The sequence below is a fragment of the Staphylococcus sp. HMSC13A10 genome, from assembly GCF_001808005.1.
Lineage (GTDB): Bacteria > Bacillota > Bacilli > Staphylococcales > Staphylococcaceae > Staphylococcus > Staphylococcus pasteuri.
Genome location: NZ_KV791842.1, coordinates 127,675 through 150,841 on the forward strand (window position 1 = coordinate 127,675; position 23,167 = coordinate 150,841).

At 31.4% G+C, this 23,167-nt stretch carries 23 protein-coding genes; 13 read left to right on the plus strand and 10 right to left on the minus strand.

What is annotated here, in order from left to right; translation table 11 throughout:
• Positions 1-88: 88 nt before the first annotated feature.
• On the minus strand, positions 89-1,813 hold the full coding sequence (locus HMPREF3125_RS02880; protein ID WP_070451805.1) for a glycoside hydrolase family 3 protein: 1,725 nt from the start codon (positions 1,811-1,813) through the stop codon (positions 89-91).
• A gap of 14 nt (positions 1,814-1,827) precedes the next feature.
• A complete protein-coding gene (locus tag HMPREF3125_RS02885) occupies positions 1,828-2,664 on the minus strand; it encodes an HAD family hydrolase (protein ID WP_070451809.1) in 837 nt (278 codons plus the stop codon).
• A gap of 51 nt (positions 2,665-2,715) precedes the next feature.
• On the opposite strand from HMPREF3125_RS02885, the gene HMPREF3125_RS02890 reads away from it, so the two are divergent.
• The 10 genes from HMPREF3125_RS02890 to HMPREF3125_RS02935 all read left to right on the plus strand — a co-directional run bounded on the left by HMPREF3125_RS02890 (position 2,716) and on the right by HMPREF3125_RS02935 (position 14,754).
• Positions 2,716-3,948: a helix-turn-helix domain-containing protein gene (locus HMPREF3125_RS02890; protein ID WP_070451812.1), complete on the plus strand. Its 1,233-nt coding sequence runs from the start codon at positions 2,716-2,718 to the stop codon at positions 3,946-3,948.
• A 408-nt stretch (positions 3,949-4,356) separates the two neighbouring features.
• Positions 4,357-4,998 carry a bifunctional 2-keto-4-hydroxyglutarate aldolase/2-keto-3-deoxy-6-phosphogluconate aldolase gene (locus tag HMPREF3125_RS02895; RefSeq protein WP_029056615.1) on the plus strand — a complete coding sequence of 214 codons (642 nt, stop codon included), beginning with the start codon at positions 4,357-4,359 and terminating at the stop codon, positions 4,996-4,998.
• A gap of 4 nt (positions 4,999-5,002) precedes the next feature.
• Positions 5,003-6,013 (plus strand): sugar kinase, encoded by a 1,011-nt coding sequence (locus HMPREF3125_RS02900; protein WP_070451815.1) that lies wholly within the window; start codon positions 5,003-5,005, stop codon positions 6,011-6,013.
• 15 nt (positions 6,014-6,028) lie between these two features.
• Positions 6,029-7,432 carry a glycoside-pentoside-hexuronide (GPH):cation symporter gene (locus HMPREF3125_RS02905; RefSeq protein WP_070451818.1) on the plus strand — a complete coding sequence of 468 codons (1,404 nt, stop codon included), beginning with the start codon at positions 6,029-6,031 and terminating at the stop codon, positions 7,430-7,432.
• Positions 7,433-7,446: 14 nt separating this feature from the next.
• Entirely contained in the window at positions 7,447-8,850 is a 1,404-nt protein-coding gene (uxaC, locus tag HMPREF3125_RS02910) for a glucuronate isomerase (RefSeq protein ID WP_070451820.1), read from the plus strand.
• Between the two features lie 12 nt (positions 8,851-8,862).
• The gene (uxuA, locus tag HMPREF3125_RS02915) at positions 8,863-9,909 is read left to right on the plus strand and encodes a mannonate dehydratase (protein WP_046467332.1); all 1,047 of its coding nucleotides are present in this window, start codon (positions 8,863-8,865) and stop codon (positions 9,907-9,909) included.
• Positions 9,910-9,929: 20 nt separating this feature from the next.
• Entirely contained in the window at positions 9,930-10,772 is an 843-nt protein-coding gene (locus HMPREF3125_RS02920) for an SDR family oxidoreductase (protein ID WP_017636681.1), read from the plus strand.
• 19 nt (positions 10,773-10,791) lie between these two features.
• A complete protein-coding gene (gene uidA / locus HMPREF3125_RS02925; RefSeq protein WP_070451824.1) occupies positions 10,792-12,600 on the plus strand; it encodes a beta-glucuronidase in 1,809 nt (602 codons plus the stop codon).
• 574 nt (positions 12,601-13,174) lie between these two features.
• On the plus strand, positions 13,175-14,359 hold the full coding sequence (locus HMPREF3125_RS02930) for an acetyl-CoA C-acetyltransferase (RefSeq protein WP_070451827.1): 1,185 nt from the start codon (positions 13,175-13,177) through the stop codon (positions 14,357-14,359).
• Positions 14,360-14,499: 140 nt separating this feature from the next.
• The gene (locus HMPREF3125_RS02935; RefSeq protein WP_070451829.1) at positions 14,500-14,754 is read left to right on the plus strand and encodes a type II toxin-antitoxin system Phd/YefM family antitoxin; all 255 of its coding nucleotides are present in this window, start codon (positions 14,500-14,502) and stop codon (positions 14,752-14,754) included.
• 46 nt (positions 14,755-14,800) lie between these two features.
• On the opposite strand, the gene HMPREF3125_RS02940 is transcribed toward HMPREF3125_RS02935, so the two are convergent.
• The 4 genes from HMPREF3125_RS02940 to HMPREF3125_RS02955 form a co-directional block, all read right to left on the minus strand.
• Entirely contained in the window at positions 14,801-15,442 is a 642-nt protein-coding gene (locus HMPREF3125_RS02940; protein ID WP_070451832.1) for an LPXTG cell wall anchor domain-containing protein, read from the minus strand.
• 199 nt (positions 15,443-15,641) lie between these two features.
• Positions 15,642-16,562, minus strand: a complete 921-nt coding sequence (locus tag HMPREF3125_RS02945; protein ID WP_070451837.1) for a membrane lipoprotein lipid attachment site-containing protein — start codon at positions 16,560-16,562, stop codon at positions 15,642-15,644.
• A 29-nt stretch (positions 16,563-16,591) separates the two neighbouring features.
• The gene (locus HMPREF3125_RS02950) at positions 16,592-16,912 is read right to left on the minus strand and encodes a hypothetical protein (protein WP_017637593.1); all 321 of its coding nucleotides are present in this window, start codon (positions 16,910-16,912) and stop codon (positions 16,592-16,594) included.
• A gap of 14 nt (positions 16,913-16,926) precedes the next feature.
• Positions 16,927-17,406 carry an HTH domain-containing protein gene (locus HMPREF3125_RS02955; protein WP_070451840.1) on the minus strand — a complete coding sequence of 160 codons (480 nt, stop codon included), beginning with the start codon at positions 17,404-17,406 and terminating at the stop codon, positions 16,927-16,929.
• A gap of 691 nt (positions 17,407-18,097) precedes the next feature.
• Between HMPREF3125_RS02955 and HMPREF3125_RS02960 the strand changes: the two genes are divergently transcribed.
• Positions 18,098-19,243 carry an MFS transporter gene (locus HMPREF3125_RS02960; protein ID WP_070451842.1) on the plus strand — a complete coding sequence of 382 codons (1,146 nt, stop codon included), beginning with the start codon at positions 18,098-18,100 and terminating at the stop codon, positions 19,241-19,243.
• A 515-nt stretch (positions 19,244-19,758) separates the two neighbouring features.
• Here HMPREF3125_RS02960 and HMPREF3125_RS02970 read toward each other — a convergent pair.
• Positions 19,759-19,959, minus strand: a complete 201-nt coding sequence (locus HMPREF3125_RS02970) for a mobilization protein (protein ID WP_070451849.1) — start codon at positions 19,957-19,959, stop codon at positions 19,759-19,761.
• Between the two features lie 346 nt (positions 19,960-20,305).
• On the opposite strand from HMPREF3125_RS02970, the gene HMPREF3125_RS02975 reads away from it, so the two are divergent.
• Positions 20,306-20,548 (plus strand): hypothetical protein, encoded by a 243-nt coding sequence (locus tag HMPREF3125_RS02975; RefSeq protein WP_017638433.1) that lies wholly within the window; start codon positions 20,306-20,308, stop codon positions 20,546-20,548.
• Between the two features lie 269 nt (positions 20,549-20,817).
• Here the strand turns inward: HMPREF3125_RS02975 and HMPREF3125_RS02980 are convergent, their stop codons facing one another.
• The 3 genes from HMPREF3125_RS02980 to HMPREF3125_RS12780 all read right to left on the minus strand — a co-directional run bounded on the left by HMPREF3125_RS02980 (position 20,818) and on the right by HMPREF3125_RS12780 (position 22,040).
• A complete protein-coding gene (locus HMPREF3125_RS02980; RefSeq protein ID WP_070451852.1) occupies positions 20,818-21,450 on the minus strand; it encodes a class I SAM-dependent methyltransferase in 633 nt (210 codons plus the stop codon).
• Positions 21,451-21,642: 192 nt separating this feature from the next.
• Positions 21,643-21,825 (minus strand): hypothetical protein, encoded by a 183-nt coding sequence (locus HMPREF3125_RS02985; RefSeq protein WP_046467340.1) that lies wholly within the window; start codon positions 21,823-21,825, stop codon positions 21,643-21,645.
• A gap of 41 nt (positions 21,826-21,866) precedes the next feature.
• Entirely contained in the window at positions 21,867-22,040 is a 174-nt protein-coding gene (locus tag HMPREF3125_RS12780; RefSeq protein WP_176745275.1) for a hypothetical protein, read from the minus strand.
• Positions 22,041-22,375: 335 nt separating this feature from the next.
• Here HMPREF3125_RS12780 and HMPREF3125_RS02990 point away from each other — a divergent pair, with 335 nt between their 5' ends.
• Positions 22,376-22,978 carry a stage II sporulation protein M gene (locus HMPREF3125_RS02990; RefSeq protein WP_070451855.1) on the plus strand — a complete coding sequence of 201 codons (603 nt, stop codon included), beginning with the start codon at positions 22,376-22,378 and terminating at the stop codon, positions 22,976-22,978.
• Positions 22,979-23,167 lie beyond the last annotated feature (189 nt).

Sequence of the window (23,167 nt, forward strand, 5' to 3'; positions counted from 1 at the left end):
ACTCATTTACTGGCTATTTTTCTAGGGTTTATTCTTATACTGTTTTTTGTTCTATAACAAGCATATTAAGCAGAAATACCACTAACTTCTATAATTTAGCTTGCCATTTATTTGTCCAAACTAGGTCGTTTGGTACCCCTTTAAAGGCTGATTCTCCCATGATTTTATCTACCACTGTTTCTAAACTGATTTGATTTGAATGATAAGCATTGATATATGCTTTAACCATTGTTGCGTCATGTAAATGAGTTGTGAAGTTAAGTGAAGTGAATACTGTTGGCACTTCATGTACATACCAAGGAATTTCATTACTCATAGCAGTTGACCAACGGATACGGTAGTTGTTTTCAGCTGCGTAACCTACAATATTGGCAAATACTAAAGCAGCATCAACTTCATCACGATATTCTAAAGTTTTACCTTTAATACGTGTTGAGCCGTCGTTTACTGTTACATTAAAGCCTCGTTTTTCTAATATAGATACTAAATTATCTGTAAGTGAGTCATCAGATTTATACAATCCATTTTTTTCACCTTCAATAACATAAAGACGAATGTTTTTATGTGTTTCAGGTCGAATAGGTAATTGGTTAAGTGTATTTTTCACTAGTGTAATACCTAAATCAGCTGCTTCTTTTTGCATTTCAATATGTTTATCACAACCAACAACTTCTAATGCTTTTTCATCTTTTTCTAAAGTGTTATTAGCTTGTTTTTCATGTAGATTAATTTTTGCTTTTAATCCAAGAATACGTCTTACAGCATCATTTAAACGTTCGTCAGTAATAACGCCGTTTTTATAACCATTAAGCATGAAATTAAAATCTTCTTCAATATCGTTAAAGAATAAGAACATGTCACAACCAGCAGCAATGGCTTGAGGTACATAATCTTCACGTTTCATCGCAGCTGTCATACCTAACATATGACTCGCATCAGTTACAACAAGTCCGTTAAAGTTTAAATCATCTTTCAATAAATCTGTAATTAATTCTTTAGATAATGTTGCTGGTAAAATGTCTTCATCATTTAAAGCTGGGTTTAATTTTTTAGAGTAGTGAGGTAGTGCGATATGACCAGACATAATCATTTCAACGCCATTATCAATGTGATTAGCATATACTTTACGGAAACTTTGATCCCATTCGTCTGGAGTCATTTCATTTACGCCTAAAACAAGGTGTTGATCTCGTTCTTCTGTGCCATCACCTGGGAAATGTTTGATACATGTAATCATATCTTTTGTTTGGTTAAAGCCTTCGATAAAGGCATTTGTATATTTAATCACTGTGTCAGCATTTGTTCCGTATGCGCGAGTATTAACGATAGTATTTCTCCAATTTTCAAGAATATCAACACAAGGGTCAAAGTTGATATTTACACCTAATGCACTAGATTCTTGTCCAGAAACATATCCTGCATTATATGCAACTTTAGTATCTTGAGCTGCTTCACATTGAGCTGCAGAAGCAATGTAAGTACCGTCTTTACAAGCGCCATTACCACCTGAATCACAATTGGCAGCGATGAGTAATGGGATTTTACTGTTATGTTGTAAATCGTTAAGTAAGTGTTGTACTTGTTGTCCATTGCCACCTTGGAATCTTGCGCCTCCAATATGGTATTTATCAAGAATATCTTTATTTGTTAATTCATTATCATTAAAGTTTGCATCGTCTTCTAAAAAGAATAAATTGAAAAATAATTGACCAATTTTTTCTTCATCTGTAAGTTCTGATAGTGTATTTTCTACCCATTGAATTTGTTGATCGTTAAGATTATAAGGTTTAGATTTTAGATCTACTTTTACCATAAATAAGCCACTCCTTAGTCAAAATTATTATAAAATTGTTGAATTACACGGTCTTGAATAGTATTATCAAACTGATTATTAGTAAATAAATCGATATAAGTATGATCTAGGTCATACCAAGATTGTGCTTCATGTCCCGCTAATATTGGATAAAAATGAACATGATTGTCTTGAGCTGCTTGTAAATCTCCTCTGGCATCTCCTAATACTAAAATATGGCCAGATTTGTAAAATGGTTTTAGTTGGTTAATACAATGCTTTTTAGTGCCTGCTTCTTGCGCAAATATACTTGAAAGAAATGGTGTAAGCTCATGCTCTGTCCATTCAGTTTCTACTGCTTTTAAATTGGCAGATGATACAATAACAATATCTGCATCTTTATGTGCATGTTTCAAAGCAGAATGTACATTATCAAATGGACCTATACTAGGTAAATTCACGATTAATTCATTTACTCTATTAGACCAATCTAAAGCTAAGCGTAGTCCTTTCTTTTCTGGATGCGCTTTCATATCTTGTTCTAATTGAGGATTAGAAAATGTTGAAGTGTTGTCTACCCATTCTTTAATGTCTTGATAGCCGTCAACTGTACGACCTTGCTCATGTAATTCTGTGAGCATTTTTTCCAGACCTTGAAATCGATTAATACCTCGTGTAATTTCATATAGGTTAAATTGGTTCCAACGTTCTAGTACTTCGTCTTTTATATCGTCCAAGTTCCAAATATCAAGTAGGGCTGGACCAAAAGCACGTTCATGTTTAATTGTCATTGTATCCATACCGCAACCATCAGAATCTACACAAATGAGATAGTCATGTTGAGGTTGAAAATGTTCTAGTGAATAATTCAAATTTTTCAATCCTTTCCATTCTGTTTATAGTCTTAAGTGAAGGTGATTATTATGTTGAATCAACAAATTTTTGATGTTTTAAAAGTACATGCGTTTGAATTATTAATGGTTGATATAAATCATTATGACTTATCCGATATTAAAAATATCAGTAACCATTTAAAGTCTCCTTTTACCAATACTAAAAGTAAAAAATACAAATTAGAGTTAAAGAAACTTTTAGAAAATATGAAAAGTGATTGTATTTATCATTATGTGAATCAATTTGATGTTAATTTTTTATTATTTAAGTATAGAAAATATAATCGAGTTGTCATTCTCGGACCTTTTTTACATCAACGTCCTAATGAAAAAAGATGCCATGAGATGTTACAACAAGTACAAATTAAATATTCTAAATTATCAATTTTAAAACAATACCTTTTACAAATACCTGTTTGTCAGTATAGCCAAGCATTAAAAATGGGGCGTCTAACAGTACGATATTTGAAAAATAGAAATGTAAATTATAAAGTTGAAGAATTAGATTTTAGTTTTCATCGTAATCCTGAATCCCATTCGCACGACAAAGAACAATATGAATATACATTTAACCAAATCAAAACAGCTTATGACATTGAGAATAAGATGCTTACAGCAATTCAAAATGGCAATATTGATGAAGCGTTAAATCTATATTCCATAATGAAAGTTTCTGTTTCCGGTATTAGGCGTGTAAAAGATGATTTATTAAATCAAAAATACAAAGCCTATCTGCTTAATACGCTATGCCGTAAAAGTATAGAAAAAGCAGAAGTGAATTTACTCATCATCAATGAACTATCAGCATATTATGCTGCTAAAATTGATGATGCTATGGATGTCGAAACATTAGAAATGGTTTCAAAACAAATGATCAGTGATTATGCGCGAACAGCATTAAATGTAACATCATTAAATTATAGTTCTAATATCAACACAGTCATTCAACATATTAAAATTAACTTAGACCACCCGATACATCTAGAAGAATTGGCTGATTTAGTTGGGTTGGCGCCATCATATCTTTCAAGATTATTTAAGAAAGAAACAGGTCAGTCTATGTCTCAATACATTATGAAACTACGTGTTGAAAAAGGACGAGATCTATTAATCAATACGCCTATGACAATTGAAGAAATAGCAAACTATGTAGGTTTTAAACAACAAGGCTATTTTTCAAAATGTTTTAAGGAACAATATCAACTTGCGCCCTTAGAATATAAAAAATCTTACAATGGTGAAAACGATGAAAAAGTTACATAATGTAAATGTTTATGATTTTGTTTAACTTTTACATTACATTTTAAAATTATCATTCATTTTTGTTTTTCACTAGTTAAACACAAAGAAAAATATGCAAATAGCTGATTTTTCTGAAAATAACGTCAAAATTTTATAAAAGACTTAAAAAAATTACAAAAAATCATATAAAATTATGCTTCTCAAATGCAATTTAGTACGTCTAATTGTTTCACTCGTTGAATTCACACTGAAAATGAGCATATTTTAAAAACCCTTTGATACCAACTCTTTTTAAAGATTGGATGAGAGGGTTTTTATTTTTTATTAATTCCTAGTAGTTTACACTGAATTGACGTTTTCTCATTTGGAAATATAATGAAGTTGGGTTGGCGAAGAAAAAAACTTTTTAAATAGCAAGGAGCTGAGTAAATGAAAAAAGCAGAGATATTAAATCGTTTACATGAAAATTACCTTGTAGCTGTTGTAAGAGGTAAAAGTAAAGATGATGCTATCGCAGCTGTAAATCAAATGATAGAAGGCGGTATTTACAACATCGAAATTACCTTTACAACACCACAAGCTGAAGAAGTTATTCAATATTTAAATCAACATCAAACACATGACGATGTAGTGATTGGTGCAGGTACAGTTTTAGATAGTACTACCGCTCGATTAGCTATTTTAAATGGAGCAGAATATGTAGTTAGTCCACACTTTGATCCTGAAATTGCTAAAATGTGTAACCGTTATTCAATACCTTATTTACCAGGTTGTGGATCAGTCACAGAAATTGTTCAAGCAATGGAAACAGGTGTTGATTTAGTGAAATTATTCCCTGGAGATTTATTAGGAGCTAATTTTATTAAAAATATACATGGACCTATTCCACATATTGAATTAATGCCATCTGGTGGCGTGTCATTAGATAACATGGAAGACTGGTATCAAAAAGGTGCGTATGCAGTTGGAATTGGTAGTGCATTAATGAAAGGTTCCAAAGACGGTAACGATTCAGTTATCAAAGAAAACACACAAAAATTTGTCGAAAAATTCAAAAAAATAAGAGGGTGATGAGATGTCATTCATCACATTTGGCGAAATTTTAATGCGATTAAGCACACCGAATCATCAAACCTTCAATCAAGCTCAATCATTTGATACGTACTACGGCGGTGCAGAAATGAACGTCGCCATAGGATTATCAGGATTAGGCGTTGATACTGCAATGATTAGCGCTGTACCTAACAATGATTTAGGAAACCAAATCATTCAAAACTTAAAACGGTATAACGTTGATACAAAGCATGTGAGCCAAGCAGAAGGAAGGTTAGGACTCTATTTTACTGAAAGTGGATATGCACAACGCGCACATCGACTTATCTATGATCGTCAAATGAGTACATTTAGTCAATTTTATCATCGTGATGATGATATCGAAGTAATACTAAAGGGGCATGATTGGTTCCACATAACAGGTATTACAGCTGGTTTGAATAACGAGCTATTACAATTTTTGAAAAAAGCTGTAAAAGTAGCCAAAAAGCTAGGTCTATTTGTAAGTTGCGATTTGAATTTTAGAGCTGCTTTATGGGATTTTGAAACAGCTAGAAAAGAAATGTCAGACATATTATATGATGTGGATTTAGTCTTCGGTTATGAACCAATTGCATTGCCAGACAATGAAGGACATGACCAAAAAGATGGATTAGATAGAATGGCTGACATTGAGGAAATACAACCATATTTAGAACAAATTCACGATAAATACAATATTAAATATATTGCGTTTGTACAGAGAAAAATTTTTAGCCATAAAAGAAACCGCTTACAAGTATTTCTATCTACACAGAATCAGATAGTAAAAACTGATCCTATAGATGTCGATATATTGGATAGATTAGGAACTGGGGATGCATTTAGCGTAGGTGTCATTTATGGGATTATGCAGAAATGGAATTTAGCAAAAATTGTTGAATTTGGAATTTATAACATGAGCTATAAACACAATATATTTGGTGATTTTAGTTATGCAAGTCTAGAAAATATTTACGCGTCTATTCAAAGTAACCGAGACATTAATAGATAGAAAGAAGGCACGATTATGGGAGACACAGTTGAAAAAAGAGAAAGTAGAAAAGTTAAAAAACTTAATCATATTGCAGAACCTGCTTTAGGATTTAAAGAAAAGTTATCATACGGTTTTGGTGACTTAGGTAACGGTATGATGTTTGACATGGGACAAATTTATTTAATGATGTTCTTTACAGATATTTTAGGTATTTCAGCATTTTATGGTGGTCTTGTATTTTTGGTAGCAAAGATATTTGATGCATTTGTTGATACTGGTGTAGGTACTATCGTCGACTCACGACGTAATATTGGTCCCAAAGGTAAATTCAAACCATTTATTTTATATGGAACTGTACCATTAGCAATTGTAACGGTCTTATCATTTACTGCACCCGATTTTAGTTATACAGGAAAAGTAGTGTGGGCATTTGCTACATACTTACTATTCAATGCCGCATATTCAGTTGTTAACATTCCTTACGGTTCATTATCTGCTGCTATGACAATGAACTCAGATGACAGAACACAATTATCTGTATTTAGAAACTTAGGTTCACAAAGTGCATTATTTATAGCAGGAATTGTCGTTATACCATTAGTATCAAAATTTGATAACCATGCTATAGGTTATCCAGTAGTTGTTGCTGGATTAGCAGTATTCGGTGTTATATTCCATTTGATTTGCTATAAAGGTGTTAAAGAACGTCACGTTGTTGAACGTCCTAAAGAAAAAGGTCTTAATAAAAAAGCATTCTTTAACTTAGTGAAAAACGAAGCATTTGCAGTATTAGCAATCTTTACATTATTAACAATCATGTCAATGTTCTTAATTCAATCTTGTCAGCTTTACTACTTTAAATATGTATTAGATGAACCTAATTTAGTAGGTTTAGTAAGTACATTGAACTTTGTTGTATTATTACCTGCATTATATGCAACAACACTTATTAGTAAAAAAATGGGTAAAAAAGCAACAGCACTTATCGGTATTGGTGGTTTTGTAGTATTCGAATCTATAAATTTCCTATTATTTAGTGAAAACCACATCATGTTCTTAGTAATGAATACTATTGCACAATTCTTCTTAGTTATTCCAAACACTGTTATTTGGGCATTCATTGCTGACGTTGTGGAATACGGACAATGGAAATTTGGATTACGTTCTGAAGGTATTACGTATTCTAGTTACAGTTTCACAAGAAAAGTATTACAAGCACTTGCAGGATTTGTACCTGGTTTAGCTTTAACATTAATAGGATACAAACCAAATGTAGAACAATCAGCTGGTACAATTCAAGGTCTTAAAATATTATTCTTCGCAGTACCGGCAGTGGCTTGTTTACTTGCATTAATTATCTTCTTCATATGGTATCCATTAACAGATAAACGACATAAACAAATTGTTAAAGAACTTGCATTAAGAGAAGAAATATAAGGAGTGAAATGAGCATGGCTTTTATTAACGAAGACTTTATGCTAGAAAATGAAACAGCTAAACACTTGTATCATGATTTCGCGAAAGAAATGCCGATTTACGACTATCATTGTCACCTAGATCCAAAACAAATTAGTGATAATGTTAAATGCGATAATATTGCTGACTTATGGTTAAGTGGTGACCATTATAAATGGCGTGCAATGCGTGCACAAGGTATTGAAGAAAGATACATTACTGGAGACGCTGAACCACTTGAGAAATTTAAAAAGTGGGCTGAAGCATTAGAAAATTCAATTGGTAATCCACTATATCACTGGTCACAATTAGAATTAAAAATGTACTTTGAAATTGAAGACTTATTAACAAGTGACAACGCCGAAGAGATTTATCACCGGGCAAATGATTATTTAAAAGAACATAACGTGACGACACAATCATTAATCACTAATTCAAATGTTAATTTGATTTGTACAACTGATAACCCAACAGATGACTTAAAATATCATGATGAAATTAAAGAACAAAACGATTTTAAAACTGTAGTCTTACCAGCGTTTAGACCTGATGATGTGTTCAAAGTTGGTGACAAAGCATTTACTGATTTAATACAAAAATTAGAAGGCTTAACACATAAAATAGATAATCCATCTCAATTTGTAGATGCGTTAAATCAACGTATTCAATACTTCCATGACAAAGGCGGACGTCTTGCTGACCATGGTTTAGAAGAAATACATTTTGAAAGTTATACAACACAAGATATTGAAGCAATCTTCAATAAGGCTATAAATAATGAAGACGTTTCAAAATATGAAGCATTCCAATTCCAAACATTTATTTTGAACGAATTAAGTAAAGCCTATCATGAACATAGTTGGGTAATGCAAATTCACTTTGGCGCTATCCGAAATAACAATACTAAAATGTTTGAAAAAGTAGGTAGAGATGCTGGATTTGATTCTATCCGAGATCAAGACAACTTAGCGTATCATTTAAACGCAACGTTAGACATGATGGAACAAGGTAATCATTTACCAAAAACGATTTTATATAATTTAAACCCAATTTATAACGATATTGTAGGTTCTACGATTGCAAACTTCCAAACTGAACCTGGTATTCAAAGTAAAGTTCAACACGGTGCTGGTTGGTGGTTTAATGATACAAAACGAGGTATGTTACGCCAAATGTCATCATTAGCAGACCAAGGATTATTAATGCATTTCGTAGGTATGCTTACTGATTCAAGAAGCTTTATTTCATACTCAAGACATGATTACTTTAGACGAATTTTATCTACTTTTATAGGTGATTTAGTAGAAAAAGGTGAAATTCCAAATGATGATCAATTGTTACAACGAATGATTGAGAACATCTGTTATAACAATGCATATCATTATTTCAAACTTATTTAGGAGGACAATATTATGAAAATGTCATTTAGATGGTATGGGAAAGATGATCCCATTAGCTTAGAATATATTAAACAAATACCAGGGATGAAAGGTATTGTAACTGCGATATACGATGTGCCAGTTGGAGAGGTATGGCCATTAGATAAAATCAAAGCATTAAAACAAGAAGTAGAAGATGCAGGTATGGAAATATCTGTGATTGAAAGTGTACCAGTACATGAAGATATTAAATTAGGTAAACCGACAAGAGATAAATATATTGAAAATTATTGCCAAACTTTACGCAATTTAGGACAAGTTGGTATTAACACAGTATGTTATAACTTTATGCCAGTATTCGACTGGACAAGATCTCAATTAGATTATCGCTTAGACGATGGATCTACATGCTTAATTTATGATGAGAAAGATGTTGAAAAAATGAATCCACTAAGTGGTGAATTATCATTACCTGGTTGGGATTCAAGTTATACAAAAGAAGACTTAAATCAATTATTTGAAGATTATAAACAAGTGGATGAAGAAAAATTATGGGAAAACTTAAATTACTTTATTCAAAAAGTCATTCCGGTTGCTGAAGAGGAAGACGTTCTAATGGCGATACATCCGGACGATCCACCTTGGAATATCTTTGGCTTACCACGTATCATCACTAACAAAGAAAACTTAGAACGATTCATTAACTTATATGATTCTAGAAGTAATGGATTAACAATGTGTTCTGGTTCTTTAGGTGCAGATAGAAAAAATGACTTTGTAGATATGTTACGTTATTTCGGCCAAAAAGACCGTGTTCATTTTGTACATGCACGTAATGTTAAATTAATTGGTGACAAATCATTCCAAGAATCTGGTCATTTATCTGAAGATGGATCTATTGATATGTATGAAGTCGTTCAAGCAATGTATGATTTCGGATATGAAGGACCAATTAGACCTGACCATGGACGTATGATATGGGGCGAAACAGGCAAACCAGGTTATGGATTGTATGACCGTGCCTTAGGTGCAACATATTTAAACGGGTTATATGAAGCAGTTAGTAAAACTAACAAATAAACTAAAGGAGAAATCAATTTATGAAATTACCTTTCAATATAGATTTAACTAACAAAGTAGTAGTAATTACAGGCGGAACAGGCGTACTTGGAAGTGCGATGTCAACAGCATTAGCACAAAGTGGTGCTAAAGTCGCTATGGTTGGAATTGCAGATGATAATAATGGTTTAGTTGATCAAATCAAAGCATTAGGTGGAGAATCTAAAGTATTTTTAGGAGACGTCACTAAAAAAGCGGACATGGAAAGAGTAAAAAAAGAAGTTAATGAAGCTTTCGGTAGCGTTGATATTTTAATTAATGGTGCTGGCGGAAATTCTCCAAAAGGTACAACTGATGATGAACGTTTTGAAGGCCAACTTGATCAAGAAGGTAAGACATTCTTCGATTTAGATGAAAAGAGCGTAGGATTTGTGATGGATCTTAACTTCTTAGGTACATTTATTCCTTCACAAGTATTCGCAACTGATATGTTAGATAAAGAAGAAGCATCAATTATCAACATTTCATCTATGAACGCATTTACACCATTAACTAAAATTCCTGGTTATAGTGGTGCTAAAGCAGCAATTAGTAACTTTACACAATGGTTAAGTGTTTACTTCTCTAAAACTAATATTCGCGTCAATGCGATTGCACCAGGATTTTTATTAACAAAACAAAATGAAGCGTTATTATTGAATGAAGACGGAAGTTACACTGACCGCTCTAGAAAAATCATCAATGCGACACCTATGGAACGCTTTGGTAAACCAGAAGAACTTATTGGTGCATTATTATTCCTAGTAAGCGAAGAAGCATCTAGCTTTATAAATGGTGTAGTATTACCGATTGATGGAGGATTTAACGCATATTCTGGTGTTTAATGAATAGGAGGAGCTTAAGTTGTTATATCCAATATTTACAGAAACAAGACAACTACTTGATTTATGTGGAACATGGAAATTTAAATTAATTCAGCATCAAGAGAAAATTGATGTGAGTCAACCTTTAGATACAGATGAGGTCATGGCTGTTCCCGGTTCATTTAATGATCAAGGTGTGATTCAAACAATTAGAAATCACGTAGGTGATGTATGTTATGAACGCGACATCGTTATTCCTAAACATCTAAAAGGTGAACGCATTGTATTAAGATTCGGCTCTGTGACACATCACGCTAAAGTTTATATTGATGGACAAGAAGTCGTGACACATTCAGGTGGATTTTTACCATTTGAAGCGGATATTTCTGATATCGCTACTGTTGGTGCACACCGTTTAACAGTTGTTGTGAACAATGTTCTGACACACAGTACATTACCTGTAGGAAACTATAGTGAACGTACAGATAAAGACGGCAATGTGACACCTGTCAATGTACCTAACTTTGACTTCTTTAACTACTCAGGTATTCATCGCCCAGTGAAAATTTATTCAACACCTCAAACTTATATTGAGGACATTGTTATTAATCCTGAAGTAAAAAGTGAATCACAAAGTATTGTGAATTACAAAGTGAGCACACAACAACACGGTGATCAAATCGACAAAGTTAAAGTAACTGTTTTAGATGAAGAAGGAACAGTAGTCGCTGAACATGAGGGTACTGAAGGTCAGATTACTATTGAAAATCCACGTCTATGGGAACCATTGAATGCTTATTTATACAATATGAAAGTAGAATTATTAAATGGTACTGAGTGCGTGGATGTTTATACTGAACGTTTTGGTATTCGTTCAGTTGAAGTGAAAAACGGTCAATTCTTAATTAATAATAAGCCATTTTACTTTAAAGGATTCGGTAAACACGAAGATACTTTTTATAATGGACGTGGCTTAAATGAATCAGCTAATGTGATGGATATTAACTTGATGAAATGGATTGGCGCAAACTCATTTAGAACATCACACTATCCTTATTCAGAGGAAATGATGCGTCTAGCTGATGAACAAGGTATTGTTGTGATTGATGAAACAACTGGTGTTGGTATTCATCTTAACTTCGCAGTCGAACTTATTGGTGATGCCGAACAACAAGATACGTGGAAAGATATTCAAACACATCAAGCGCACAAAGAAGTGATTGAAGGATTAATTGAAAGAGATAAAAATCACGCATGTGTAGTAATGTGGTCTATTGCGAATGAACCAGCTTCTAATGAAAAAGGTGCGAAAGAATACTTTGAACCATTTATTAACCTAGCTAGAGTAAAAGATCCACAAAATAGACCAGTGACAATTGTTACAATTCTAATGGCGCAACCAGATGTTTGTGAAGTACAAGATTTAGTTGATGTACTTTGTCTCAATAGATATTACGGTTGGTACACACAATCAGGTGATTTAGAAAGTGCTAAAGAAGCATTGGATAAAGAATTGTCTGAATGGTCTAAGCGTCAACCTAATAAACCAATTATGTTTACAGAATATGGCGCTGATACAGTTGCAGGTATGCATGCGATTGATGATCAAATGTTTACAGAAGAATATCAATTAAGATACTATAAAGCCAATCATGAAGTGATGGATCAATATCCTCAATTTATTGGTGAACAAACATGGAACTTTGCTGATTTTGAAACATCAAATGGTATTATCCGTGTTCAAGGTAATAAAAAAGGTATCTTCACTCGTGATCGTAAGCCAAAAGCTATCGCACATTACTTTAAAGAGCGTTGGCATAATATTCCAGATTTCGGTTATAAATCATAATCGAACCTAAACCCAAACCTTAACGAAGAGTTATAATGTAAGCTAAAAAATATAAAATATAAACAGACCAACATATAAAACCAACTAAAGCCTCCAACTTTAGTTGGTTTATTTTTATATACTGCTTTCAATTAGTACCCTTCCCAAGGTTCAGTTTTAGCCAGAAATACGACACAGATAAATCCGTGAATATTTCTAGGGTCTTCAACTAGTACGGTTTTCTCGGGGGTCTCGCTATAAATATGACGTATTAGTCTATAGATTTATTTTTAAATGCTGAATACTATTTTAATCATTTTAAAGAACTATATGAATACTCTAGTGTTTCATTTTCAATTGCTGTTTTAATTTAAAATAATGATGCTTGTTAATAGGCTCTTTCTGGTAAATATGAATAAAATTTTGGTAAAATGTCAACAATGAGTAAATAAAAATTTAGTCACTAACTTTTCATGTTAACTCAATTGATGAGTGATTTATCCATGATGTTATGGGTGAGGAAACGTTGATTTATTCATTAATGATGAAAACATGACATACCTATATATAAATGAGAAGGAGATGAATATGTCTTATGTCTAGAATCGTTTTAGCTGAAGCATATCGTACACCAATTGGCGTTTTTGGAGGTGCATTTAAAGACCTACCTGCCTACGAATTAGGAGCAACTTTAATACAACACATTTTAAAAACAACAAATATCGATCCTAAAGAAATTAATGAAGTTATCTTAGGCAATGTTTTACAAGCTGGCCAAGGACAAAACCCTGCACGAATTGCGGCGATGAAAGGTGGCTTACCAGAAACAGTACCATCATTTACAGTTAATAAAGTATGTGGATCAGGTTTGAAATCTATTCAACTTGCGTATCAATCTATTCTAGCTGGCGATAATGAAGTCGTACTCGCAGGCGGTATGGAAAGCATGTCACAGTCCCCAATGCTAATGAAAAATGCGCGCTTTGGATTTAAAATGGGCGACCAAAAATTAGTCGATAGTATGGTAGCAGATGGTCTAACGGACGTCTTTAATGACTATCATATGGGTATTACTGCTGAAAACTTAGTCGACAAATATAACATTAGTCGTGAAGCTCAAGATGAATTTGCAGCTCAATCCCAACAAAAAGCAGAAGCAGCACAAAATAGTGGCGCTTTTGACGCAGAGATTGTGCCAGTTGAAGTACCACAACGTAAAGGTGAACCTCTAGTAGTATCTCAAGATGAAGGCGTTCGCAAAGGAACAACAGCGGATAAATTAAGTCATTTAAGACCAGTCTTTAAAAAGGATGGCTCAGTGACTGCAGGTAACGCTTCAGGCATTAATGACGGTGCATCTGTGATGTTAGTGATGACTGAAGATAAAGCTAAAGAATTAAACATCAAACCTATCGCAGTGTTAGATGGTTTCGGTACAAGTGGTGTTGATCCTTCTATTATGGGTATTGGACCAGTTGAAGCGGTTAATAAAGTATTACAACGTACAAATAAATCAGTAGATGACATTGATGTATTTGAGTTAAACGAGGCATTTGCATCACAAGCCTTAGCTGTAAATCAAGAACTTCAATTACCAGAAGATAAAGTTAATACTAAAGGCGGCGCAATTGCGTTAGGTCATCCTATCGGCGCATCAGGTGCACGCATTTTAGTAACACTTTTACATCAATTAAACGAGGACAAACCAACAGGACTTGCCTCATTATGTATTGGTGGCGGACAAGGTATCGCTACAGTCGTTTCACGTTATGAAGATTAAATAGAGATATCAATTATGGTTTATTAAGGAAATAGTCGGAGAAGATATTTATATGTCCTCTTTCTAAATAGTATTAATAAATTAGAAACACTTTCGTTGAATTTATAATAAAATAAATTTAAACGGAGGTGTTTTTTATTATGACCGTAGTTTTTTATTCATATGCTATAAAAAATTTTAGAAGTCTGATAAATAAAGTGAATACTGATTTAGATTTTGTGATTATTACTACTAATGAACATAATGCTGTATTGATTTCCGAAAATAATTATAATGCCATCATGGAAACAATGTACTTACAACAATCACCGGCCAACGCTAAACATTTAGCTAAATCTATAGCTGATTTAGAACGTGGAAATACTACAGAAATAGATATGGATTCAAATGAATAATAAAAAAGGGAGTATCTATGATTTGAGATACTTCCTTAATTAGTTGTTATTGGTTTTTAGATACACGTCTGAATGTTAGTAATGAACCTACAGCTAATAAAATAGCTGCTACTGTTGTAACGAATGTTGTATTAGATTGTCCTGTTTCTGGTAATGCTTTAGCTTGTGATTGTTCTTGGGTATTGTTTTGAATTGTAGCATTACTATTTGTAGCTTGTGTTTGTTGATCGTTTTGTTGAGTATTTACTGTATTGTCAGTCGCTTTTTCTGATTGATTATTGTTTTGAGTAGCTACATTATTGTCAGTCGCTTGTTGTTGGTCATTGCTTTTTGAATTATCAAAATCATATTTACCTAATTTATAAAATTCAGCATCAGAATCATCGTTTGATGCTAAAAGACCTGAACCATTTTCTACAGTTCCGTCTTTATATACTCTGATAGCACCACCGCCAACATTAGAAGCATTATGATAATTTAAAAGATAATAGTCTCCTTTATCTTGCGTTTTGTCGAACTTAACTCTGTCAGGATTGCCACCATTATTTTGCCAAACTGATGTAGCAATAGATTGAACATTATTACCATTTAATTGGTATTCAGATGCATTTGCATCATGTGTATTAACTCCTGTAAATAATAAAGTTCCTGCTAATGTTGTTGCACCTAATATGGTTAATTTTTTCATTTAAAAACACTCCTCATTATTTTTGTGATTTTTATTTATATTTCACAGTGATGATTAATCGTAAAATATAAATTTAGATAAATAGTTCGTCATGTTTTTTAACCTCCCAATACAGGTTTTTTAAAATGAAACAAGATAATGATTTATAAAATGAAAGACACCATAAATACAGTGATTAATGGTGCCTATACATAGAAGTTTATAAATTGTCGAATGAATGATCTTCTTTGTCTTTCTCTTGTTTGCCAGAATCGGTATCGTTATAATCAATAACTTTAGTTACGTCATCTTTGTCATCTTTAGTGACTTTAGTATTTTTTGGTACTTCAACTAATGTTAATTCTGAAATATATTGATCAATTTTAGGTTGATTGTCATTATCAACATCACTCGTTAATGTCGCAAATCCGGCAAATGTTTTACCTTTATATTCAAATGGCTCGATTTCGTAGTCTGACGATTGAGGGAAGTTACTTTTTAAGCCATCTTCATCAATTTTGTTATGGTTAGATAGCCAATCTGTTTTTTCTTCACCAATGTCACCACTCATATCCATTTCTCTTTGATAATCGGCTAATTGCACGTCTTCTTTGAGGACGTCACCTTTTTTAGTGTATAAAATAGTTTTCAAATCAGAAGGCTCGTATTTAATGTTGACTTTATTTTGGTCATCATTAATGCCATGATTCATCTCATATTCAGTTAACTTAGTTAATTTACGGTCAATATCTGAAACATCAGTACTAACAAGTTGGTCAAAACTTACTTGATCATTGATTTTGTCGCTATAGTTGTAACCTTGTCCGTCTTTAATATAGCCAATATTAGTGATACTGAATTTTTTCAAACTATCTTTTGGATGTTTGATGAAATCGTTGTTAGATACTTTTTCACTTGGAATACTATCGTTTTTTAATGTAACGATTAATTGTTCTTTTGGATTGTCTAACAATTGTTTAAGTTGAACAGTTTTAGTTGAATGATGTGAACTATCCTTAGTTTGATGTTTGTCTGATTCCGCTTTGTGACTTGAGTTAGACTGACCGTCGTCTTGATGTGATGTACTACAAGCTGTTAATAGTAATGTTGCGCCTAATATACTTACTAAAATTCTTTTCACTATAAAAAACATCCTTTGAATTTAAAATATTATTTCACACGTGTGAATGTAGTTTCGTCATCTGCTGCTTCACCGGGTTCTTCGGTAACTGTAAGTGTGTCATCTTTGACTTTAACGTAAGCTGTTTCACCTACCAATTTGATCTTAGCTAAATCTTTATGGTCTTCATCGTCTTTAATCGTTCCTTCAACTGTAGATCCTTCAATGTTAACTTTTAATTTATCGTCTTTAACTGTCAGTTCTTGACCTTCACTGTTTTTCCATTTTCCTTCAGCTTGTTTTGCGGGGCCATTAGAACAAGCCGCCGCAAAAGTAATTAGTAAAGTTAATAGTATTAGAATTTTTTTCATGTGAGGAATCTCCCTTAAATTTTATTTAATATATAGTTATTTTGTAATTTCCATAGTTCTTTGCTAAATGTCTCAATTAATGTTTGAGGTGACACCAAACGTAAAGAATGTCGATACATGAAACAGAGGTTAAGTGCATCAGACTCTGATATCGCAAGTACCACTGTGATTGTTTGACGTGTCCTTTGAATGGTATACGTTTCATATTGTTTGTTTAATTGTCTATAAAGTTGATAAGTCATTTCATAAGTTACATTGATATAAGTAGGGTTATTGTCTTGAGTGAATTGATATGATAAATAATAATTACATGTTGACTTTTCATATATTATTGTTTGATTATGTGTATTTAAAAATGACTTAATATCTTTAATATCTCTTTGAATCGTGCGTTCATTTGTATTAAAAAATTCAGCCATATGTTTAACGTTCACGTGATGGTTAGATAACAATTTTTTATAAATAGATAAAATTCTTTTTGTTTTGTACCCCACAGTGTCGTGCCCTCCCTAGCCATATTATATTGAAAAAGTTGCTTGATAATTGTCGTTTCAATGATTTTGTAGATATGGATTTAAAACGCTTTATCATGATGTTTTGAGTGTTTTAAGTTGGTAGAAATAAAAATAGAACCACTGACAAAATGTGTCGTGGTTCTAGTCGTCTTAGTAATGATTGATTTGTGATTATGGTGGGGCACTGTGTTTTATTAATAGTTCAATATAAACTTGAATATATGTCATGTCTCTTCCTCCTTTTTTACGTATTCAAGTTGTAAACTAAGAAACAATTGAAAATTGTTTCTCTTGAACTTGAACTTTGGAATGAACAAAGTTTCATTTGGAGGAGGGGATAGGGATGTGTTGCAGTATAAGGAGAGAACGTGCAGTTAAAAATTATTTTTTCTTTGAAAAAATAATTTCGATTTTGGTTTTGTGGTGTGTGATGTTGAAAAAGTTGCGAGAGAAATGGTAGTGGGAGGTAGCAATGTATTTAAAAAGCCCCAAAGGTGGATTGAATATCCACTTTTGGGGTGATTGCTTTCGTATATCTCGTTAAATGTCTAAATAATATCGTTATCCTTTAAAAATATAATTCATTAATTGATTAATTGTAATTAATTTTAAAATTCAAATTAAAAGGATTACAATTATATATAGATAATAAATTTTAGAGGTGTTGGTCGTGAATATTAAAATTACTAAAATACTAGAATTAGCGATTTCATGGATTACGTTATTTATCATTGGTACGGATTTATTTGTCATATCGCCTTTGTTGCCAAACATTCAACAAAATTTTGATATCTCTAAATATGAAGCTAGTTGGTCTGTGACAGTATTTTCAATTATGTATGCTATCATGGCTCCAATATTTGGGATATTAACGGATAAATGGGGGAAAAAACGTAATATAGTCGTTGGTTTAATCTTCTTTGCTTTATCTAGTTTTTTAACGTTTTTAACTCCCAACTTTGTATTACTGTTAATTAGTAGAATAATTGCAGGTACCTCTGCATCTATGATTACATCTTCAGTGTTTGCGATAACAGGGGATCTCGCACCGTCTTCTAAAAAAGGACTATGGCTATCAATAGCAACTTCTGGATTTTTAACTTCAATTTGGATTGGTGCACCACTAGGAAATCTTTTAAGTAATATCACAAATTGGAGAACTGTCTTTTTATATCTTTCAATAGCTTCAATCATCAGTGCTATTTTAATCATATTTATATATCCAAATCATATTAATTCTGGAAGTGATCGTCAGCTTGATGCTAAAACACTTTCTCCTATTATCAAAGATGTTGTTGTGACTACATTTTGGGCATTTGCGATTTATGGTTTGTATACTTATTTAGGCAGTGCACTACGAGATATCAATCATTTAAATTCAAGCATTGTGGGAATTGCCTTTGTATTTTATGGTGTGGGAGCACTTGTAGGAAGTCTACTAGGTGGCGTACTTTCCGATCGTTTGAAAAATAATACATTGATTTCTAGCACATTTATCGGACTAGCCATTGCTTTAGTGCTAGTAGGGATTACGTTTAAAAATATCTATCTGGTTTATCCATTATTAACATTATTAGGTATTAGTGGCTATATTGTATTTTCAGCCTTTCAAGCCTTTATATCTAAACGCCATCGTGAAACATCCGGCAGTGCCATGTCATGGAATCAAACAGCAATGTATTTAGGCATCACATTAAGTTCTGTCGTTGGAGGTATTTTAATAGAAAACAGTCATATTGTATTACTCACTCTATCATGTGCGTTATCAGCAGTTTTAGGAATGTTTTGGTTTAAATCTCGAATAAAACATAACTGATATGTATAGCGGACTGTTTTAGAAAAATGGATGATTTTGTTGAACAGTGAATATGGCATATGTTCTTTATATTTTTGGTATTTTTTTAAAACGAAATTTGTATGTTTTATCAATGAAAAATCCCCTCAAAATTAGAAGTGGAATCTAACTTTGAGGGGATACATTTATCTATAATAATATAGTTTATTTTTTATTTTTCTTATTACGTTCGTTCATAGAAATGATTATCGGTAATAAACCACAACAAATCATGATTATGAATAAAATTTCAGCGTTCATGTTAAAATACCTCATTTGTTTAAATTATTTATGTTCTTTCACTTTTTGATAGGATGTATAAAATTTAACACTATCTACAAAAGCCAAAATTAATGGATATAAACTAGCCAAATAGTTGTGCTCATAAAAAATGAAATAGGCAGCAACAGTTAGACAAATTAAAAATAAAATAGTGGTTAAAACAAGCATTGATTTATGTTTTTTCATTTATTATGTTTCACCTCTATATATACAATTTAATCATTTCTATGTTCATCATCTTCCTTATTAGGTTTAGTTAAAATGTCTGTGGTAAATCCCCATACTGCGACAATAGCAACAAATAGCAATGAATATAAAGCATTAATGTAATCTGTTGTAATGACAAGTATTCCATATACGATTACAAATAAAGTTAAAAGTAAAAAAGAAATAGTTCTTATTTTAGATTTAGTCATAGTATATTCAACCTTTCACGTTACTTTTAAAATTCTATTTTTTATAAATAAGATTTTTAACGGGATTGCTAATGATTTTTAATGAAAAGCATATTTATTCATCTAGTTTTGATTATTGAATATAATGTTTATCATAAAAATACCCTTTTCATTAAAAAGTTCCTTATAATTCATGTTAACTTAAAAATACAATATTCATCTACATATTTTATTTATTTTTATAAAAATAAAGGAATTAGATTAAGATATTTAAAGTGAAAAATATTAAATTAAAATGAATAATTCATATATACCGATTACACATATAAATTAATATGTTATGTTGAAGAAAAAGGGTGTGGAAAATATGCTAACTAAAAACATAAAGTATCCATATACTAAATTCATTTTTGATGTTGTTGGTGTGGTTTCAAGCATTGGTCTCTTATTATTATTGATATTTAATTCTTACGCTAATTTTGAAAGTAATGGTAGTTCAGAGGTAGGAATTGAATGGACAGGAAATACTTTGGTTTCTGGAGCTATACTAATTGGTTTAATCGTAGTATGTGCTTGTGTTTCTTTTATCCTTAAAAAAATTAAACAATAATAGGGATTATATGTATTTAACTCGTATAATCGAATAGACAGTATTAAGGGAGTGGGACAGAAATAACATTTTTCCAAAATTTATTTCGTTGTCCCACCCCGGCAAGGTTGACTATAATTGAAAAAAGCTTGATACAAGTGCATTTTCAATTCAGTCAACTACTGCCTATATATAATTGTAGCCTGAGACATTGATTTATGTCCCAGGCTGTTTGTATTTTAATTCAGCATTTGACTCAAATCATCTTCAATTTTTAGCCTTTTTAATCATCATTTGTTTTCTATAATGATTTCCCATGCAAAGGTGTTTTTTTGAGTGATTTTGTATTGGAAATCATTTTTCTTAAGTAAAGTGTCTATCTCTTCTAGATAGGGATAGTATTCGGTTTTTAAGTCTTCAACTAAATTAATGTAGTTCTTTTTTGTATACTTCTCTATAATTTCTTTTTTAGATAATTCATCTTTGAATAACGTATCTAATATAATAATACGTCCATCCGTATTTAAATGCCTTTTCATATTCTTAAACGCAGTATCTTTCTCTTTATAAGTAAGATGATGAAAAGAAAATGAAGCAACGATAAAATCGAATTTCTTAGTCGTAGGAATATCTAAAAAATGACCATATTCAATATTGATATTCTTATCTCTTTTGGCTACCTCACGCATTTCTTTTGAAGGATCAATAGAGAAAATATTTTTAATGTCATTATTTTTATACATTAACTCTGTTAAATTTCCGGTACCAGCACCAATATCTAGAACATCACCATAAACCTTTTTAGATATTTGTGAAATTAGATCGTTATAGTTATAAAATACATCATAATATTCCTCGTTATTACCATTAACTGTTTGGTCATAATCGTTTGCCCAATTTTTAAAAATATCCATAAACCGCATAAAGAAGTCCCCTTTTTGAGTAATCATATAGAAATCGTCAACTTTAAAATACTACTTTTTGTTTTATATTTCATCATATAAGTCTTATTACCTTATGGAATATGTAGGTTTTATTGCAAAGTCAGAAAAAAGACAACTTACATTAAAAGTTGCCTTTTGTATTTTAAGTCAATATTTGACTATGATAGTTTTTCAATTTTTAGATTTTTTGTTTTGATAATAGCGAGTAATTATCAAGGCAGTAATAGCACATGCGATGCCACCAATTAATCTAGCAATCCATATATTGATTGGAGCACTTTCAAAAATCATCAATACCATATTACCAACAAAAATAGATATAAAAATTATTAAAATAGTTCTTAATGTAGACATATCATCGACCTCTTTCATCTTTATGTACTAGCTTCGAACTTTTATTTATTTTTATCCTTCAGTAAATCAGAAGTTGGAGTGAAAAATAAAGCTAATATAATACTTGTTGCTAGACAGTCACCCCATGAAAAATCTTTACCTAAAATCCAGTCAATAACGTAATGAATTATAAAAATTAATATAAAAAAGAATAAAAATCTCCGAAGATGCTTCATAATAAAGTCTCCTTCTATGGCATTCTTTTTATTAAAATTGGAGTTAAATATTTTAATAAATCAATATTAATGATTTCTTTGTAGAAAAACATTTATTATTAACCAAATCATGTAATATTAAAATATTTAATAGAATAAAAAGTAATAAAATATTAACAAAGTTCTATAGCAGAATCTAATGTAGATGGAATATAATTAATAAATTCAGATTGTAAATTAAAAAATAAATTAAAAATTAATGGTAACTAGAAATCATTTTATGTTAAAAATATAAGAGAGAATAATTTTTTAAAGATTTAACATATTTTAAAACTTTCATTAATGAGGTGTGAGTAGTGTTCGAAATTAAAGATGAAAATTATGTAAAACGTGCATTCAAAGTATTTATTTGTACAATGGTTGTTTTGATGATCACATTTATATTAGCGCTTATATTTAGTCCCTCATTAGAGACATTCAAACATATTGGAGATAAAGTTAGTATAACTGCAACACATGGTTTAGGAAAAGTTTGGCAATATATTGTAAATAATGGTTTTAAAACTCCGTTACAAATGTTCATACTTTCTTTAATTCCAATTCCATTTTTATATTGCTTAAATTTAATATCTACTACAATCATAACTGGAATAATGTTTGGTTTTGCGATTAACTTTGATTTGCATAAAGGTACAATAATGGTAGTTTCATCGATTCCACATGCAATTATAGAATTACTAGCATTTTGTTTCGTAGTTAGTGCATTGTATAAATTTAATCAAGCAATTGTCAGAAAAGTAAGTAATATGTTTAGAAAAACTAAAAAAACTAATTATTCTATTAAATTAGCCTTTACTAACCTAATCAAAATCTATGTTTTAATTGCTTTACCTCTATATATTATCGCAGCCTTTTTAGAAACCTACTTTACAGATTTTATAAATAATATATTTGCTTAAATATATTTTGAGAGGCAAGTTTCTAAAATTAGAGTGGAGGTTTGAACGAGGTATGACAAAAAGAAACTTAAGACTATTATTTAATATTATCTTTTCTGTATTATTCGTTCTTTACTTTGGACTTGAATTTTTTACAAATATAAATGCGTTTTATTACTTTATACCAATTATCATTTTAATGATTATTTG